At 59.5% G+C, this 17,088-nt stretch carries 16 protein-coding genes; 3 read left to right on the forward strand and 13 right to left on the reverse strand.

Features of this window, described 5'->3' with window-relative positions; translation table 11 throughout:
- Positions 1 to 30: 30 nt before the first annotated feature.
- The 10 genes from V6F78_RS01170 to ccoN (V6F78_RS01215) all read right to left on the reverse strand — a co-directional run bounded on the left by V6F78_RS01170 (position 31) and on the right by ccoN (V6F78_RS01215) (position 9,220).
- Positions 31 to 576: a FixH family protein gene (locus V6F78_RS01170; RefSeq protein WP_047280410.1), complete on the reverse strand. Its 546-nt coding sequence runs from the start codon at positions 574 to 576 to the stop codon at positions 31 to 33.
- Positions 577 to 588: 12 nt separating this feature from the next.
- A complete protein-coding gene (gene ccoG / locus V6F78_RS01175; protein WP_047275235.1) occupies positions 589 to 2,004 on the reverse strand; it encodes a cytochrome c oxidase accessory protein CcoG in 1,416 nt (471 codons plus the stop codon).
- Between the two features lie 328 nt (positions 2,005 to 2,332).
- Complete coding sequence (gene ccoP / locus V6F78_RS01180) at positions 2,333 to 3,310, reverse strand: cytochrome-c oxidase, cbb3-type subunit III (RefSeq protein ID WP_047292874.1); 978 nt, start codon at positions 3,308 to 3,310, stop codon at positions 2,333 to 2,335.
- Positions 3,307 to 3,498, reverse strand: coding sequence for a cbb3-type cytochrome oxidase subunit 3 (locus tag V6F78_RS01185; RefSeq protein WP_080960189.1), 192 nt, complete (start codon positions 3,496 to 3,498; stop codon positions 3,307 to 3,309). Before V6F78_RS01185 ends, ccoP (V6F78_RS01180) begins: the two co-directional genes overlap by 4 nt.
- Before the next feature lie 5 nt (positions 3,499 to 3,503).
- Positions 3,504 to 4,112, reverse strand: a complete 609-nt coding sequence (gene ccoO / locus V6F78_RS01190) for a cytochrome-c oxidase, cbb3-type subunit II (protein ID WP_047275230.1) — start codon at positions 4,110 to 4,112, stop codon at positions 3,504 to 3,506.
- Positions 4,112 to 5,554 carry a cytochrome-c oxidase, cbb3-type subunit I gene (ccoN, locus tag V6F78_RS01195; RefSeq protein WP_047275228.1) on the reverse strand — a complete coding sequence of 481 codons (1,443 nt, stop codon included), beginning with the start codon at positions 5,552 to 5,554 and terminating at the stop codon, positions 4,112 to 4,114. The genes ccoO (V6F78_RS01190) and ccoN (V6F78_RS01195) overlap by 1 nt, the downstream gene beginning before the upstream one ends.
- A gap of 480 nt (positions 5,555 to 6,034) precedes the next feature.
- The gene (gene ccoP, locus V6F78_RS01200; protein ID WP_047275226.1) at positions 6,035 to 6,973 is read right to left on the reverse strand and encodes a cytochrome-c oxidase, cbb3-type subunit III; all 939 of its coding nucleotides are present in this window, start codon (positions 6,971 to 6,973) and stop codon (positions 6,035 to 6,037) included.
- Entirely contained in the window at positions 6,970 to 7,161 is a 192-nt protein-coding gene (locus V6F78_RS01205; protein WP_080960194.1) for a cbb3-type cytochrome oxidase subunit 3, read from the reverse strand. Before V6F78_RS01205 ends, ccoP (V6F78_RS01200) begins: the two co-directional genes overlap by 4 nt.
- 15 nt (positions 7,162 to 7,176) lie before the next feature.
- Positions 7,177 to 7,785, reverse strand: a complete 609-nt coding sequence (gene ccoO / locus V6F78_RS01210; RefSeq protein ID WP_047275222.1) for a cytochrome-c oxidase, cbb3-type subunit II — start codon at positions 7,783 to 7,785, stop codon at positions 7,177 to 7,179.
- A gap of 10 nt (positions 7,786 to 7,795) precedes the next feature.
- A complete protein-coding gene (gene ccoN, locus V6F78_RS01215; RefSeq protein WP_047275220.1) occupies positions 7,796 to 9,220 on the reverse strand; it encodes a cytochrome-c oxidase, cbb3-type subunit I in 1,425 nt (474 codons plus the stop codon).
- Positions 9,221 to 9,293: 73 nt separating this feature from the next.
- Here ccoN (V6F78_RS01215) and V6F78_RS01220 point away from each other — a divergent pair, with 73 nt between their 5' ends.
- Complete coding sequence (locus V6F78_RS01220) at positions 9,294 to 9,977, forward strand: alpha/beta family hydrolase (protein WP_048377008.1); 684 nt, start codon at positions 9,294 to 9,296, stop codon at positions 9,975 to 9,977.
- A gap of 50 nt (positions 9,978 to 10,027) precedes the next feature.
- On the opposite strand, the gene V6F78_RS01225 is transcribed toward V6F78_RS01220, so the two are convergent.
- From V6F78_RS01225 to acnA, 3 genes are all read right to left on the reverse strand, one after another.
- Positions 10,028 to 11,593 (reverse strand): methyl-accepting chemotaxis protein, encoded by a 1,566-nt coding sequence (locus tag V6F78_RS01225; RefSeq protein WP_047275216.1) that lies wholly within the window; start codon positions 11,591 to 11,593, stop codon positions 10,028 to 10,030.
- Between the two features lie 114 nt (positions 11,594 to 11,707).
- Entirely contained in the window at positions 11,708 to 12,499 is a 792-nt protein-coding gene (locus V6F78_RS01230; protein WP_095008523.1) for a CPBP family intramembrane glutamic endopeptidase, read from the reverse strand.
- Positions 12,500 to 12,615: 116 nt separating this feature from the next.
- Entirely contained in the window at positions 12,616 to 15,357 is a 2,742-nt protein-coding gene (gene acnA / locus V6F78_RS01235; RefSeq protein WP_047292878.1) for an aconitate hydratase AcnA, read from the reverse strand.
- A 307-nt stretch (positions 15,358 to 15,664) separates the two neighbouring features.
- On the opposite strand from acnA, the gene rlmM reads away from it, so the two are divergent.
- Together rlmM and tusA are read left to right on the forward strand one after the other, a co-directional pair.
- Positions 15,665 to 16,741 carry a 23S rRNA (cytidine(2498)-2'-O)-methyltransferase RlmM gene (gene rlmM, locus V6F78_RS01240; protein WP_048377011.1) on the forward strand — a complete coding sequence of 359 codons (1,077 nt, stop codon included), beginning with the start codon at positions 15,665 to 15,667 and terminating at the stop codon, positions 16,739 to 16,741.
- Between the two features lie 14 nt (positions 16,742 to 16,755).
- Positions 16,756 to 17,004, forward strand: a complete 249-nt coding sequence (tusA, locus tag V6F78_RS01245; protein WP_047277650.1) for a sulfurtransferase TusA — start codon at positions 16,756 to 16,758, stop codon at positions 17,002 to 17,004.
- Positions 17,005 to 17,088: the final 84 nt, after the last annotated feature.

Raw genomic sequence — 17,088 nt, forward strand, 5'->3', positions numbered from 1 at the left:
CCTGTCACGGCGGCCTTGCGGGCAACGTTGTTACTGTTTGGAGTGGACTTCAGCGCCTTGCAGGGGCTCGTCACCCAGCAACAGGTCTTTGTCGTGACCGACTTCTTCTTCTTCCTCAAACAGGCGCCAGGTCTTGCCATCTTCAACGCCCAGCAGCTCGACGAAACGGCGCCCTTCAACCTTGTCATCCAGCTGGCCGATGTAACGGCGCGGCTCCGATTCACTTTGTGTCAGCGGCACCTTGCGGTCCTTTTCGGGCTGGGTCGGGGAAATCAGGTTCAGTTCAATCGTTTTCGGGTGGCTGTTGCCGTCGAGCAGCAGCACCACTTCACCGGTCATGCCATCCAGGTGCAACGTCGCCTTGAGGTTGAGCTGCTGACCCAGCAGTTCGCGGTCGAGCGAACGGTTGATGCCTTTGCCAGCCTCGTAGTAGTTGTCATTGACCAGATGATCGGGGTTGTTCACGGCGATGGTGACCATCGACAGCGTGAGCGTCACCGAGCAGGCCAGGATGGCAATGATGATCCACGGCCACAGGTGTTTGTACCAGGGGCTGTAGGGTTTTGGTGCTGGCATGGCAAGGCTCTCTTATCTGATTTGGGGGCCGATGAAGCGGCTCTTGGCTTTTACGTTGATGTCGCTGTTGTCCGCGTCCTTGAGAATGAAATACACCTCGTTGGTACTGGACGGCAGTGCTTCTGGGGCAATCGACAACTCGACCGGCATGCTGACGATATCGCCCGCCGCGACCTTGATCTCGCGCCTGCCTTGCAGTTTCAGGTCCGGCAGACCCGTGGCATCGAGCACGTACGTGTGGTCGTGCTGGTCCTTGTTCATGATCTTCAGGCTGTAGACGTTTTCGATCCGGCCTTCAGCGTTTTCGCGGTACAGCACGCGGTCTTTGCTGACATCGAACCCGACCAGGCTGCGGGTAAAGAAGGCAGCAGCCAGCAGGCCCATCATCGTCAGCAGCACCAGCGCATAACCGATCAGGCGAGGGCGCAGCTTATGGGTTTTTTGCCCGGACAAGTTGTGCTCGGTGGTGTAGCTGATGAGGCCGCGCGGGTAGTTCATCTTGTCCATGATGCTGTCGCAGGCGTCGATGCAGGCCGCGCAGCCGATGCATTCGATCTGCAGGCCGTCACGGATGTCGATCCCGGTCGGGCACACCTGCACGCACATGGTGCAGTCAATGCAGTCGCCCAGGCCTTGAGCCTTGTAGTCTGCGTCCTTTTTACGCGGGCCACGGACTTCACCGCGACGCGGGTCGTAGGAAACAATCAACGTGTCTTTGTCGAACATCACGCTCTGGAAGCGCGCATACGGGCACATGTAAATGCACACTTGTTCGCGCAGCCATCCGGCGTTGCCGTAGGTGGCGAGGGTGAAGAAACCGACCCAGAAATACGCCCAGCCATCGGCCTGACCGGTGAAGAAATCGATCACCAGTTCGCGAATGGGGGAGAAGTAGCCGACAAAGGTCATGCCAGTGACAAAGCCGATCAGCAGCCACAGGCTGTGCTTGCTGAGCTTGCGCACGAACTTGTTGGCGCTCATCGGCGCTTTGTCGAGTTTGATGCGCTGGTTGCGGTCACCTTCAGTGACTTTTTCGCACCACATGAAGACCCAGGTCCACACGCTCTGCGGGCAGGTATAGCCACACCATACACGCCCGGCGTACACGGTAATGAAGAACAGGCCGAAGGCGGCGACGATCAGCAAGCCCGACAGCAGGATGAAATCCTGTGGCCAGAAGGTGGCGCCAAAAATGAAGAATTTACGTTCCGGAAGGTTCCACCAGACAGCCTGGTGGCCGCCCCAGTTGAGCCAGACAGTGCCGAAGTACAGCAAAAACAGCACAGCCCCCCCGACCATTCGCAAATTGCGGAACAAACCGGTGAATGCGCGGGTGTAGATTTTTTCCCGGGCAGCATAGAGGTTGACGCTTTCAGGTGCCTTCTTGGCAGGTGGCGTTACATCGTGTACTGGAATCTGATTACTCATTAGTGCGTCCCACGGCAGTGGAAAAATGCCGCGACCAGTGCGTGCCGGCCGCAGTCAGAAGGTGTTGCAGTGGCGCAATGATACGCCTGTGACTCTAGCTCAAGGGTGCGACCTTTGGTCGCGTTCCGAAAAAACAGAACTTGGTATAGCAGTTGTAACAAGTCATGACACAGATCAATTGACTTCAGTGCCTGCCTACAGGCCGAAAAGCCCGCAGCGTGCTTGGCCAGAGCGGTTTAGTTGGGTTACGTGCCGTTTCTGAGGGCGTAAAAAAGCCCCGCCAACACAGGGTGGCGGGGCTCTTTGTCAACGCGGTCAAACCACTGGGTTATTCAGCGGCCTTGGCGTCTTCACCGTGGGACAGGCTGTACACGTAAGCGGCCAGCAAGTGAACCTTGTCGTTCCCTTGCAGATCCGCTTGAGCAGGCATTTGGCCTTCACGGCCGTAACGGATGGTCTGCTGCAGTTGAGCGAAGCTCGAACCGTAAATGAACGCGCCCGGGTGAGTCAGGTTGGGGGCGCCCATCAGCGGGTTGCCTTTGCCTTCCGGGCCGTGACACACGGCGCAGTTGGTGGCGAACAGCTCTTTGCCTTTGGCCGGATCAGCCTTGGCGCCTTCTGGCAGCTTGCGGCCGTCCAGTTGAGTCAGCACGTAAGCGGCTACGTCGCTTACGCCCTGCTCGCCGATCACGTCGGCCCAAGCCGGCATCATCGCGTGGCGGCCGGCCATGATGGTGGCCTTGATCTCTTGCGGGCTACCACCCCAGCGCCAGTCGGCGTCGGTCAGGTTAGGGAAGCCGTACGCGCCCTTGGCGTCGGAGCCGTGGCACACCGAGCAGTTGGACGCAAACAAACGGCCGCCCATTTTCAGTGCTTGCGGATCTTTAGCGACTTCTTCAATGGGCATGGCAGCGAATTTGGCGAAGATCGGACCAAACTTGGCGTCCGACTTGGCCATTTCCTTTTCCCATTCGTGAACCCCGGTCCAGCCCGTCTGGCCATTGGCAAACGGCGTTTCCTTTTGTAGGTCGAGGTACTGGTAGCCCGGCAGCAGGCCTTTCCAGTTACCCAGGCCCGGGTACAACACCAGGTAGCCCAAGGCAAAAATCACGGTGCCCACAAACAGCATGAACCACCATTTCGGCATCGGGTTGTCGTACTCTTCAATCCCGTCGTAAGAGTGCCCAACTGTCTCGTCAGTCTGTTCGCTGCGTTGCCCCTTGCGGGTGGCCAACAACAACCAGGTCAAGGCGAAGATGGTACCCAGAGTGAGGACTGTAACGTACAGACTCCAGAACGTAGTCATTCTTTGTTACTCCTAGAAGCTTGCTCTTGCTCGACGTGCTTGATGGCTTCGGGATCATCCTTGAACGGCAACAGGGTTGCGTCTTCAAACTCCGACTTGCGCCGCGGGCTGAATACCCACAGTGCCAAACCGATAAAAGCCACCATCACGACGACAGTGCCCAGGCCACGAATCATCCCGATATCCATCTAGATCACCGTTTGCTTTTGATGATGGTGCCCAAGCCCTGGAGGTAAGCCACCAGTGCGTCCATTTCGGTTTTGCCCTTCACTGCATCCTTGGCACCGGCGATGTCTTCGTCGGTGTAAGGGACGCCGAGCGTGCGCAATACTTCCATTTTTTTCGCGGTGTCCTTGCCGTCCAGCTTGCGTTCCACGAGGAACGGATACGCGGGCATGACCGATTCAGGCACCACGTTGCGCGGGTTGTACAAGTGCGCACGCTGCCAGTCATCGGAGTAACGGCCGCCGACGCGGGCCAGGTCCGGACCGGTACGCTTGGAACCCCACAGGAACGGGTGATCCCAGACGCTTTCACCGGCGACCGAGTAGTGGCCGTAACGTTCGGTTTCAGCACGGAACGGGCGGATCATTTGCGAGTGGCACTGAACACAACCGTTGGCGATGTAGATGTCGCGGCCTTCGAGTTCAAGTGCCGAGCGCGGCTTCATGCCTTCGACGGGCGTGTTGGTCACGTCCTGGAAGAACAGCGGAACGATTTGGGTCAAACCACCAATGCTCACGGCGATGACCATGAAGAAGGCCATCAGGCCGATGTTCTTCTCGACTGTTTCGTGCTTCATCAGTGGGCTCCAACGACAGCGATCTTGGTGGCTGCTTCAGCTTCTACCGGGTTCGAGGCGCGTACCGTGCGGAACACGTTGTACGCCATGAACAGCATGCCGCTGGCGAAGAAAGCACCGCCGATGGCGCGAACGATAAAGCCCGGATGGCTGGCTTGCAGCGCTTCGACGAACGAGTACGTGAGGGTGCCGTCGTCGTTGATGGCGCGCCACATCAGGCCCTGGGTGATGCCGTTGACCCACATCGAGGCGATGTACAACACCGTACCGATAGTGGCCAGCCAGAAGTGGGTGTTGATCAGGCTGGTGCTGAACATGGCCTTTTGCCCGTAGAGGCGCGGGATCATGTGGTACAGGGCGCCGATCGAAATCATGGCCACCCAGCCCAGAGCGCCGGCGTGAACGTGGCCGATGGTCCAGTCAGTGTAGTGCGACAACGAGTTGACGGTCTTGATGGCCATCATCGGACCTTCGAAGGTCGACATGCCGTAGAACGCCAGCGAAACCACCAAAAAGCGCAGGATCGGGTCGGTGCGCAGCTTATGCCAGGCGCCCGACAGGGTCATCATGCCGTTGATCATGCCGCCCCAGCTGGGTGCCAGCAGGATGATCGACATGGCCATGCCCAGCGACTGAGCCCAGTCCGGCAGTGCGGTGTAGTGCAAGTGGTGCGGACCGGCCCAGATGTACAGGGTGATCAGTGCCCAGAAGTGCACGATCGACAGGCGGTACGAGTAGATCGGACGCTCGGCCTGCTTGGGAACGAAGTAATACATCATCCCCAGGAAGCCTGTGGTCAGGAAGAAACCCACGGCGTTGTGGCCATACCACCACTGAATCATGGCGTCGGTCGCACCGGCATAGGCCGAGTAGGACTTGAAGAACGTCACGGGCAGGGAAGCGTGGTTCACGATGTGCAGCATGGCCGTCACGATGATGAATGCACCGTAGAACCAGTTACCCACGTAGATATGCTTGGTTTTGCGCTTGGTAATGGTCCCGAAGAACACAATGCCGTAGACCACCCAAACGATGGCCAGCAGGATAGCCAAAGGCCATTCCAGCTCTGCGTATTCTTTGGTCGTGGTGTAACCCAGCGGCAACGTGATCAGGGCGCCGACGATCACCGCTTGCCAACCCCAGAAGGTGAAGGAGGCGAGGGTATCGGAGATCAGGCGCGTCTGGCAGGTGCGCTGCACGACGTAATAAGAGGTGGCGAACAATGCACAACCACCGAAGGCGAAAATCACCAGGTTGGTGTGCAAGGGACGCAGACGGCCGAAGGTCGTCCACTCAAGGCCAAGGTTTAATTCAGGCCACACAAGTTGTGAAGCGATGAAAACCCCGAGCCCCATGCCAAGGATCCCCCAGACCACCGTCATGATGGCGAACTGGCGGACTACCTTATAGTTATAAGCAGTCGGACTGATTGCTGTGCTCATTCTAAGGTTCCACGGTTTAGGTGTTTTATTAGGAGTAAAAATCGGGCGCAAGTATGTATAAAGCGTAGGGTTATTGCAACGCAGCATGACCTCGGTCAATGCTTTCCAACGCTGATTCTGCGCCCTTTCCACACGCTTCGTAGGGATAAATTCCGCCACGAAAATCAACCGCATGGAGCACGCAGGCGAAGGGGGGTGGGACGGACAAAACCGGGCGGGAATAAGGCACGACGACATCATGGCGAAGACCGCAATCGACGATAGCCGGTATAAACCCAACCGTGTGGCCGGAAACACTGCCCTTCAACTGACCGATTTTTTTCGCTTGACCTGAACCCGGCGCACGCCGAATCGCAGAATTAAGAGCTTAGTCCTGAATGGCGAGAGAGCAATAAAGGACGGCTGAGAGGTGCGACACTTGGTCGCGCTTTGAGGCGGGAACTGCCGCACCAAAATGATGCGGCAGGAAATGTCCGGAAATTATTCCGCTGATTTTTCCTCTTGCTTACCGTGGGACAAGCTGAACACGTAGGCCGCCAGCAGTTGCACCTTGTCGTTGCCCAGCAATTCGTTCTGCGCCGGCATGTGACCTTGACGGCCGTGACGGATGGTTTGTTGCAACTGCGCCAGGCTGGTGCCATAGATGAAGGCAGCCGGTTGGGTCAGATCAGGCGCACCCATGATCGGTGTCCCTTTGCCGGTTGCCCCGTGGCACGCCACACACGTGGTGTCGAACGCTTGCTTGCCTGCGGCCAGATCCACCGTGGTGCCTTGCGGCAACGGCAGGCCTGCCAGGTCATGACGCACATAAGCCGCTACGTTCTTGACCCCGTCTTCGCCCAACACTTCGCCCCAGGCCGGCATGGCAGCCATGCGGCCACCCATGATGGTGGTCTTGATGGTGTCGGCATCGCCGCCCCAACGCCATGAGTTGTCGGCCAGGTTAGGGAAGCCGAACGCGCCTTTGGCATCCGAACCGTGGCATACCGAGCAGTTGGAGGCGAACAGGCGACCGCCCATTTTCAGGGCTTGCGGGTCCTGAGCGACTTGCTCCACAGGCATGGCGGCGTACTTGGCGAAAATCGGGCCGAACTTGGCATCGGCCTTGTCCATTTCCTTTTGCCATTCGTTGACGCCGGTCCAGCCGTTTTCATAACCCGGCAGCAGGCCTTTCCAGTTGCCCAGGCCGGGGTAGAGGATCAGGTAGCCGACGCCAAATACCAGCGTGCCGACAAACAACATGAACCACCATTGCGGTAGCGGGTTGTCGTATTCCTCGATGCCGTCAAAGGCATGGCCCATGGTCTCGACGGTTTCGCCCTTGGTTTCACCCTTGCGCGTACCGACCAGCAGCCAGGTCAGGCCAATCAACGTGCCGATCGTCAGCACGCTGATATAGATACTCCAGAAGGTGGTCATGCTTTGTTACTCCTAGACGCTTGTTCTTGCTCGACGTGTTTGATGGCTTGCGGATCGTCCTTGAATGGCAGCAAGGTCGCGTCTTCGAATTCCGACTTGCGACGCGGGCTGAACACCCACAACGCCAGGCCGATAAAGGCCACTGCCACCACGACAGTGCCCAGGCCGCGAATCATTCCACTACTCATCTCGAAGACCATGGCTCACCTCTTGCTCTTGATCGCAGTGCCGAGGCCCTGCAGGTAAGCCACCAAGGCGTCCATTTCCGTCTTGCCCTTGACCGCATCCTTGGCACCGGCGATGTCTTCGTCGGTGTACGGCACGCCCATCATGCGCATCACTTCAAGTTTCTTTTGGGTATGGCTGTCATCGACCGGTGTGGCCACCAGCCATGGGTAGGCAGGCATCTTCGACTCGGGCACGACGTTGCGCGGGTTGTACAAGTGCGCACGGTGCCAGTCATCGGAGTACCGGGCGCCGACGCGGGCCAGGTCCGGACCGGTACGCTTGGAACCCCACAGGAACGGGTGATCCCAGACGCTTTCACCGGCGACCGAGTAGTGACCGTAGCGTTCGGTCTCGGCACGGAACGGACGAATCATCTGCGAGTGGCACTGAACGCAGCCTTCGCGGATGTAGATGTCCCGGCCTTCCAGTTGCAACGCGGTATAAGGCTTCATGCCTTCCACCGGGGTGTTGGTCACGTCTTCGAAAAACAGCGGCACGATCTGCGTCAGGCCGCCGACACTCACACACAGAATCATCAGCAACAGCATCAGGCCAATGTTCTTCTCTACGACTTCATGTTTCATCACGAACTCCTCAGGCCATCTGCGCGGCGGCTACGACTTCAGCGGGCTCGGCGTTACGCACGGTGCGCCAAGTGTTGTAAGCCATCAGCAACATGCCGCTGAGGAAGATCGCACCACCGATCAGGCGGACGACAAACCCAGGGTGGCTGGCCACCAGTGTTTCGACGAAGGAGTAGGTCAGCGTGCCGTCTTCGTTGACGGCGCGCCACATCAGGCCTTGCGCGATGCCGTTGACCCACATCGAGGCGATGTACAACACGGTGCCGATGGTTGCCAGCCAGAAGTGGGCGTTGATCAGGCCCAGGCTGTACATCTGCGGGCGACCGAAGATTTTCGGGATCATGTGGTAGAGCGCGCCAATCGAGATCATGGCCACCCAGCCCAGAGCGCCGGCGTGAACGTGGCCGATGGTCCAGTCGGTGTAGTGAGAGAGGGCGTTGACGGTCTTGATTGCCATCATCGGGCCTTCGAAGGTCGACATGCCGTAGAACGCCAGCGACACGACCAAAAAGCGCAGGATCGGGTCGCTGCGCAGCTTATGCCAGGCGCCCGATAGGGTCATCATGCCGTTGATCATGCCGCCCCAGCTCGGTGCCAGCAGAATCAGCGACATCACCATGCCCAGCGACTGTGCCCAGTCCGGCAGTGCGGTGTAGTGCAAGTGGTGCGGACCGGCCCAGATGTACAGGGTGATCAGCGCCCAGAAGTGCACGATGGACAAACGATAGGAATAGATCGGACGTTCGGCCTGTTTCGGCACGAAGTAGTACATCATCCCCAGGAAGCCCGCTGTCAGGAAAAAGCCTACAGCGTTATGCCCATACCACCACTGCACCATGGCGTCAGTGGCGCCACCGTAGAGGGAGTAGGACTTGGTGAAGCTGACCGGGATTTCCAGGTTGTTCACGATGTGCAAAATCGCCACGGTCACGATAAACGCGCCGAAGAACCAGTTGCCCACGTAGATGTGCTTGGTCTTGCGCTTCATGATCGTGCCGAAGAACACGATGGCGTACGCGACCCAGACAATGGTGATCAGGATGTCGATCGGCCATTCCAGCTCGGCGTATTCCTTGGAGCTGGTAAAGCCCAGTGGCAGGCTGATCGCCGCCAGCAAAATCACCAACTGCCAACCCCAAAAGGTAAACGCGGCGATTTTAGGCGCGAACAAGGTCGCCTGGCAGGTGCGTTGCACCGAATAGAACGACGATGCGAACAGTGCGCATCCGCCGAAGGCGAAGATCACAGCATTGGTGTGCAGTGGGCGCAGGCGCCCGAAACTTGTCCAAGGCAAATTGAAGTTAAGTTCTGGCCAGACCAACTGCGCGGCGAGAAAAACGCCGAGCCCCATACCGACGATGCCCCAAACCACCGTCATAATGGCAAATTGGCGGACCACCTTGTAGTTGTAGGCGGTACTTGTAGAAGTGTTCATGGTTCCCCATCCACGGATCAGGTGCGTGCAAACGCGCGCCTGGAGTTATAGGCAGACTAAAAGCGAGGCAAGCATGGGGGTAGCGGGTGATGTCGGTATTGACGGGGATCAATGGGCGCAGTGCGTGCAGCAACGCGGCTGGCTCTGGAATGGCGCTGTGCAAGGCGCCGGTTGGACCTTGATCCTGGCCCATGGTGCAGGCGCGCCGATGGACAGTCAGTGGATGGCTGAAATGGCTGAACGCCTTGCCGTTCGCGGGGTTAACGTACTTCGCTTCGAGTTCCCGTACATGGCGCAACGCAGGCGCGATGGTGGCAAAAGGCCTCCCAATCCGCAGCCGGTGTTACTCGAATGTTGGCGTGAGGTAGTGGGCGAGGTGCGACGGCATGTCGCTGGGCCAATTGCCATCGGCGGCAAGTCCATGGGCGGGCGCATGGCCAGCCTGCTGGCAGATGAGCTGGGCGTGGATGCGCTGGTGTGCCTGGGCTACCCGTTTTATGCGGCTGGCAAACCGGAAAAACCACGGGTGGCGCACCTGGCGCACGTCAAGACGCCGACCCTGATCGTGCAGGGCGAACGCGATGCGTTGGGCAACCGTGAAGCGGTGGAGGCGTATACGTTGTCACCGGCGATTGAGGTGCACTGGTTGGTGGCCGGTGACCATGACTTGAAGCCGCTTAAAGCATCGGGCTTTAGCCATGCACAGCATCTGGAGGCTGCGGCAGACAGGATTGTGAGCGGGTTGAAACCCGCCTAGTCGCGGCCGGGCAGCACGAGGCTGCGTTCGGCGGCGACACGGTATCGGCTTTAGCGGTTAAACCGCTCTACCAGCGAGTACTGCACGTTCACGGTCTGGGTCAGTTCTTCGCTCAATTGCGCCGAGCGCTGGGCCTGATCGGAAGTCTGGTCAGCCAGGTCAGCGATGGTGCTGATGTTGCGGCTGATTTCTTCTGCGACCGAGCTTTGCTCTTCGGTGGCGGCGGCAATTTGCGTGGTCATGTCGGTGATGTTGGCCACCGCTTCACTGATCCCCACCAGCGCCTGATCGGCTTCCAGGACCCGTGCCACGCCTTCTTCGGCCTGACGATGCCCGGCGTCCATGGTTTGCACGGCGCTGGCTGCCGTCTGTTGCAGCTTGGCAATCAGGCTGTGGATCTGGCCGGTCGAGGTGCTGGTGCGTTGCGCCAGTTGGCGCACTTCATCCGCCACCACGGCAAAGCCACGGCCCATTTCCCCGGCGCGGGCCGCTTCAATGGCGGCATTGAGGGCCAGCAGGTTGGTCTGGTCGGCAATGCCTTTGATCACGTCTACCACGCCGCCGATTTCATCGCTGTCCTTGGCTAGCTGGGTAACGGTCGCGCCGGTTTCACCGACCACCACCGACAGGCGCTCGATGGCTTCGCGGGTTTCCCCGGCGATGTCGCGGCCGCGACTGGTCAGGCGGTTGGCTTCCTGGGTGGCGTCCGCGGTGCGTTGCACGTGGCTGGCCACTTCTTGCGTGGTGGCCGCCATCTGGTTTACGGCGGTGGCCACTTGCTCGGTTTCCAGGCGCTGGCGCTCAAGCCCGCTGGAGCTTTGATGCGCCAGGGCGTCGGACTGACGGGCCTGATCGCTCAAGTGCTCGGCGGTGTCCTGCAAGCGCGTCAGGCAGGTTTTCAGGCGGGCTTCCTGGCTGAGAATGGACATCTCCAGACGCGCCTGCGGGCCACGGCTGTCGGTGTACATCTGCGCAATCAGCGGGTCAGACGTGGTCTGTTCCGCCAGGCGCAGTAAGCGTTTGATCCCGCGTTGCTGCCAGGTCAGGCCCAGCAGGCCCAGCGGAATGGACAACAATGCCGCCAGTGCAAACCCCCAGCTGGAGGTGAGCAGGGCGCCAATCATGAAGCTCAACTGGCTGACCAGAATGAACGGCAGCCAGTCCTGCACCACCGGCAGCCACTTGTCGCGCTGCGGAATCGCAGGCTTGCCGCGGTTGATCCGCGAATACAGGGCTTCGGCGCGACGAATTTGTTCGGCGGTCGGTTTGACCCGCACCGACTCGTACCCCACCACACGCTCGTTTTCAAACACCGGCGTGACATAGGCATTGACCCAATAATGGTCGCCGGTCTTGCAGCGGTTTTTAACGATGCCCATCCACGGCAGGCCCTTTTTCAGGGTGGTCCACATGTGGTCAAAGACCGCTGGCGGCACATCGGGATGGCGCACGAGGTTGTGCGGCGCGCGCATCAGCTCATCACGCGAGAAGCCGCTGATCTCGACAAAGGCGTCGTTGCAATACGTGATCACACCTTTGGCGTCGGTCGTGGAAATCAACCGTTGCTGAGCGGGGAATGTGCGTTCGCGTTGTGTGATGGGCTGGTTATTACGCATGTCGTTTCAATCCGCAAGGCTTTGAAAGGGTGTCGGCGTCGGGTGGGATTTGTTTAATTTATATTTCAGTCAACGGGCGCCATTGAGGGCGCCGCGCAGGCCGCGATTCGGTGCTCAGTGCATCAGCATCGGGTAGGTAAAAAAAACAAAGTGCAGCACGTTGAGTCCCAAATGGGTGGCAATCGCTGCCCCCAGGCCGCCAAAACGGTAGGCCAGACCATAGCCGAGCCCTGCGATTCCCGCCAACAGCATCCATTGCCAGCCTGCGGCAAAATGCGCCAGGCCAAACAACAGCGAGGCGATCACCAGCGCGAGGGTCTGGCCATAGGGCAGCTGTTTGAACCAGCGGCTCAGTCCGCCTTGCACATAGCCGCGAAACAGCGCTTCTTCGACCAGGGTCACCAGCAGCAGGTTGTTCAATAGCCACAGCCAACCCTGCGCTGGCCATTTCGGTGCCCAGGCGATCATGCCCAGCAGTAAGGCGCCGCCCAGCGCACCCATTGCCGCCAGCGCCAGCCCCATCAAGGTCGCGCCCAGCGAGGCACGCCAGTTGAAGCGCGTGGCAATCCACGGGCACACCAGCAGCAACCAGAACCCGATCAGCGGTTTGTCCAGGTTCAGGTACATCGAGAAGGGCACCGCATCGGCGGTCAGCCGTTCGGGGGCGATGGCGCGGCCGTTGTGAAAACCCGGCAGCCAGTGCAGGGCCAGCGCCAGTGCCAGCAGCACAAACAGGCCGTGCCCGGCATAGCGCAGGTATGGAGTACGGGTTTGTAACACCGCGAGCCCGCTGATGATGAGCAATGACAAGGCGGTGATGACTTGCAGGCTTAATTGGCCGTAGCTCAGGGCCAGGCCGTAGCCCAAGGTTAAGAGGGCCAGATAAGGCCAAGGCAGTGCACGCATGAAAATCCCTTGAGTGATCGTTAAAAAAAACGCCCCGAAGGGCGTTCGGGGCGCGTCAGTATAACGATCAGGCTTTTACGGATTTATCAATAAACGTCGTAAGTGCCGCCCGGATGTCAGGAGGCAATCAGTTGACGCAGCACGTAATGCAGAATGCCTCCGGCTTTGAAGTACTCGACCTCGTTCAGGGTGTCGATGCGGCACAGCACCTCGACCTGTTCCTGGCTCCCGTCTTCACGGGTGATGACCAGGGTCAGGTTCATGCGCGGCTGCAACTGGGCGCCGGTCAGGCCGAGAATGTCGAGGGTTTCCTTGCCGGTCAGGTTCAGGCTTTTGCGGTTCTGGTCCAGCTTGAACTGCAACGGCAACACACCCATGCCCACCAGGTTGGAGCGGTGGATACGCTCGAAGCTTTCGGCAATCACCGCCTTGACCCCCAGCAGGTTGGTGCCTTTAGCGGCCCAGTCACGGCTGGAGCCAGTGCCGTATTCCTGACCGGCAATCACCACCAGCGGCGTGCCGGATGCCTGATAGCGCATGGCTGCGTCGTAGATCGACAGCTTCTCGCCAGTGGGGATGTAAAGCGTGTTGCCGCCTTCTTCACCGCCAAGCATTTCGTTGCGAATGCGGATGTTGGCGAATGTGCCGCGCATCATGACTTCATGGTTGCCGCGGCGTGAGCCATAGGAGTTGAAATCCCGGGGTTCGACGCCTTTTTCGCGCAGGTAGCGCCCGGCCGGGCTGTCCGCCTTGATATTACCGGCAGGGGAGATGTGGTCAGTGGTGACCGAATCCCCAAGCAAGGCCAGCACCCGGGCGGCCTTGACGTCGGTAATGACCGGCAAGGGTCCGCTGATGTCGTCGAAGAACGGCGGGTGTTGAATGTAGGTCGAGTCCTCTTGCCACACGTAAGTGGCCGCTTGCGGCACTTCAATGGCTTGCCACTGCTCGTCCCCGGCAAACACCTCGGCGTATTCCTTGTGGAACATCGCGGTGCTGACCTGCGCCACGGCATCGGCGATCTCTTTTTGGCTGGGCCAGATGTCGCGCAGGTAGACCGGTTGGCCATCCTTGCCCATGCCCAGCGGCTCGCTGCTGATGTCCGTGCGCACACTGCCAGCCAGCGCATAAGCCACCACCAGAGGGGGCGAGGCGAGCCAGTTGGTTTTCACCAACGGGTGAACACGGCCTTCGAAGTTGCGGTTGCCCGACAACACGGAAGCCACGGTCAGGTCGTTCTGGGTGATGGCTTTTTCAATGGGGTCAGGCAGCGGCCCGGAGTTGCCGATACACGTCGTGCAGCCGTAGCCCACCAGTGAGAAACCCAGTTGATCCAGATAAGGCGTCAGCCCGGCAGCTTTGTAGTAATCGGTGACCACTTTGGAGCCGGGCGCAAGGGAGGTTTTGACCCAGGGCTGGGTCATCAGACCTTTTTCCACGGCTTTCTTGGCCACCAGACCGGCCGCCATCATCACGCTCGGGTTGGAGGTATTGGTGCAAGAGGTGATTGCGGCAATCACCACGGCGCCATTTTTCAGGCGATAGGTTTTGCCTTCCCAACTGTATTCAGCTTCGCCCACCAAATCGGCATTGCCCACCGCCACGCCACCACCGCCCTCGCTCTCAAGGCGGCCTTCTTCTTTATTGGTGGGTTTGAATTGCAGGCTCAGGAAGTCATCGAAGGCCTGACCCACGTTCGGCAGCGACACGCGGTCTTGCGGGCGCTTTGGCCCGGCCAGGCTGGCTTGCACGGTGCCCATGTCGAGGGACAAGGTGTCGGTGAACACCGGTTCCTGACCCGGCTCGCGCCACAGGCCCTGCGCTTTGCAATAGGCTTCGACCAGCTTTACCGTGGCTTCGGGGCGACCTGACAGGCGCAGGTAGTCCAGCGTGATGTCATCCACCGGGAAAAAGCCGCAGGTTGCGCCATATTCGGGCGCCATGTTGGCCAGCGTGGCGCGGTCGGCCAGTGGCAAATCGGCCAGGCCGTCGCCATAAAACTCGACAAATTTGCCGACCACGCCTTTGCTGCGCAGCATTTGCGTGACGGTCAGCACCAGGTCGGTGGCGGTAATGCCTTCTTTGAGCTTACCGCTGAGTTTGAAACCCACCACTTCCGGGATCAGCATCGACACCGGCTGGCCGAGCATCGCCGCTTCCGCTTCGATACCGCCCACGCCCCAGCCCAGTACGCCAAGGCCGTTAATCATGGTGGTGTGAGAGTCGGTCCCCACCAGCGTGTCGGGGAAGGCGTACGTGCGGCCGTCTTCTTCCTTGGTCCAGACCGTGCGGCCCAGGTACTCCAGGTTGACCTGATGGCAGATGCCGGTGCCCGGCGGTACGACGCTGAAGTTGTCAAAGGCACTTTGGCCCCAGCGCAGAAACGCATAACGTTCGCCGTTGCGCTGCATCTCGATATCAACGTTCTGTTCAAAGGCACTGGGGCTGGCGAATTTATCGACCATCACTGAGTGGTCGATCACCAGGTCCACCGGCGACAGCGGGTTGATCCGCTGCGGGTCGCCACCGGCCTTGGCCATCGCGGCGCGCATGGCTGCCAGATCGACCACGGCGGGCACGCCGGTGAAGTCCTGCATCAACACCCGCGCCGGGCGGTACTGGATTTCGCGGTCCGAACGGCGCTCTTTGAGCCAGGCGGCGAGCGCCTTGAGGTCGGACTCGGTGACGGTTTTATCGTCTTGCCAGCGCAGCAGGTTTTCCAGCAGCACCTTGAGCGACATGGGGAGCGTGCTCAAATCGCCAAGCGTATTGGCGGCCAATGGCAGGCTGAAATAGTGATAAGTCTTATCGTCGACTTTTAAGGTAGAGAGGGTCTTCAGGCTATCGAGGGAGGACATGAAATGACTCCTTAGATCCGCACGGTAACGGATCGTGTGGAACAAACTGAGCTTCTAACCTAGGGGCTGGTCGCGTGTCATTGCACGCCGCGCTCCGACGGGACGAAAGCCCACGGGGTATAGGGCGGCGGCTATGCAACGTGAACAGACCCTAGCCCTGATTCATCAAACTGGCTAATAACTGGACTGCCTAGGCAAGTTCAAGGTTCCAATCTCAGTTATCATGCCGGCCTTTTTGTGACAGTCCTTGCTCCAAAGCAGGGTTGTGCAGCGGACCAATCCTTGTCAGCTGCCCAGGAGTGATTCAATGAACACCGTTTTTATGCACTGCCGCCCCGGTTTTGAGGGTGAAGTCTGCTCGGAAATCGCCGAGCACGCCGCGCGCCTCAATGTGTCCGGCTACGCCAAAGCCAAACCGGCCAGTGCCTGCGCCGAATTTGTGTGCACCGAAGAAGGCGGCGCTGAGCGGCTGATGCGCGGTTTGCGTTTTGCCGAGTTGATTTTCCCCCGCCAGTGGGCGCGGGGCACGTTCGTCGACCTGCCCGAAACCGACCGTATCAGCGTGATCCTCGACCGCATGGACGGTTTTCCGGTATGCGGCAGTCTATGGCTGGAAATGGTCGACACCAATGACGGCAAAGAGCTGTCCAATTTCTGTAAAAAGTTTGACGCCCATTTACGCAAGGCGCTGATTAAAGCCGGCAAATTGGTGGAAGACGATGACAGCAAGCCGCGCCTGTTGCTGACGGTCAAAAGTGGCCGTGAGTTGTTTCTCGGTCTGGCTGAGTCCGACAACAGCGCAATGTGGCCTATGGGCATACCGCGCCTGAAGTTCCCCCGTGAAGCGCCGAGCCGCTCGACCTTGAAGCTTGAAGAGGCCTGGCACCATTTCATCCCTCGCGACCAGTGGGACGATCGCCTGCACAGCGACATGACCGGGGTTGACCTCGGCGCCGCGCCCGGCGGCTGGACGTGGCAGCTGGTCAATCGCGGCATGCTGGTCACGGCTATCGACAACGGCCCAATGGCCGAAAGCCTGATGGACACCGGCCTGGTCCAGCACTTGATGGCCGACGGTTTTACCTTCAAGCCGCGTCAACCGGTGGACTGGATGGTCTGCGATATCGTTGAAAAGCCCGCGCGCAATGCGGCGATGCTGGAAGAGTGGATCGGCGAAGGTCATTGCCGTGAGGCGGTGGTCAACCTCAAATTGCCGATGAAACAGCGCTATGCCGAAGTCCGGCGTTTGCTCGACCGTATCGCTGAGGGCTTCAAGGCGCGTGGCATCACGGTGGAGATCGGCTGCAAGCAGCTGTACCACGACCGTGAAGAAGTCACCTGCCATTTGCGTCGAATAGACGTCAAAAAACCCAAATCTCGCTGATTCAGGAGTTACTGATGATTCTTGCTGACCTGCCGGTTGACGGCACGCTGGACGCCACCGGGCTCAACTGCCCGGAGCCTGTCATGATGTTGCACCAACACATTCGGGACCTGGTGCCGGGCGGCCTGTTGAAGGTGATCGCCACCGATCCGTCCACGCGCCGGGACATTCCAAAATTCTGTGCGTTTCTCGACCATGAACTGATCGGTCAGACAGAAGAAGCGGGGACTTACCTGTACTGGATCCGTAAGAAGCAGGGCTGAACCCCAAGGTGACCCGCAGCCGCTATCAAGGGCTGCGAAGGGTTGCACTGCAACCCGGCCAAGCAAGCGTTTGGTTGAAGCGCC

The organism is Pseudomonas sp. ESBL9, from assembly GCF_036668715.1.
Taxonomy (GTDB): domain Bacteria; phylum Pseudomonadota; class Gammaproteobacteria; order Pseudomonadales; family Pseudomonadaceae; genus Aquipseudomonas; species Aquipseudomonas lundensis.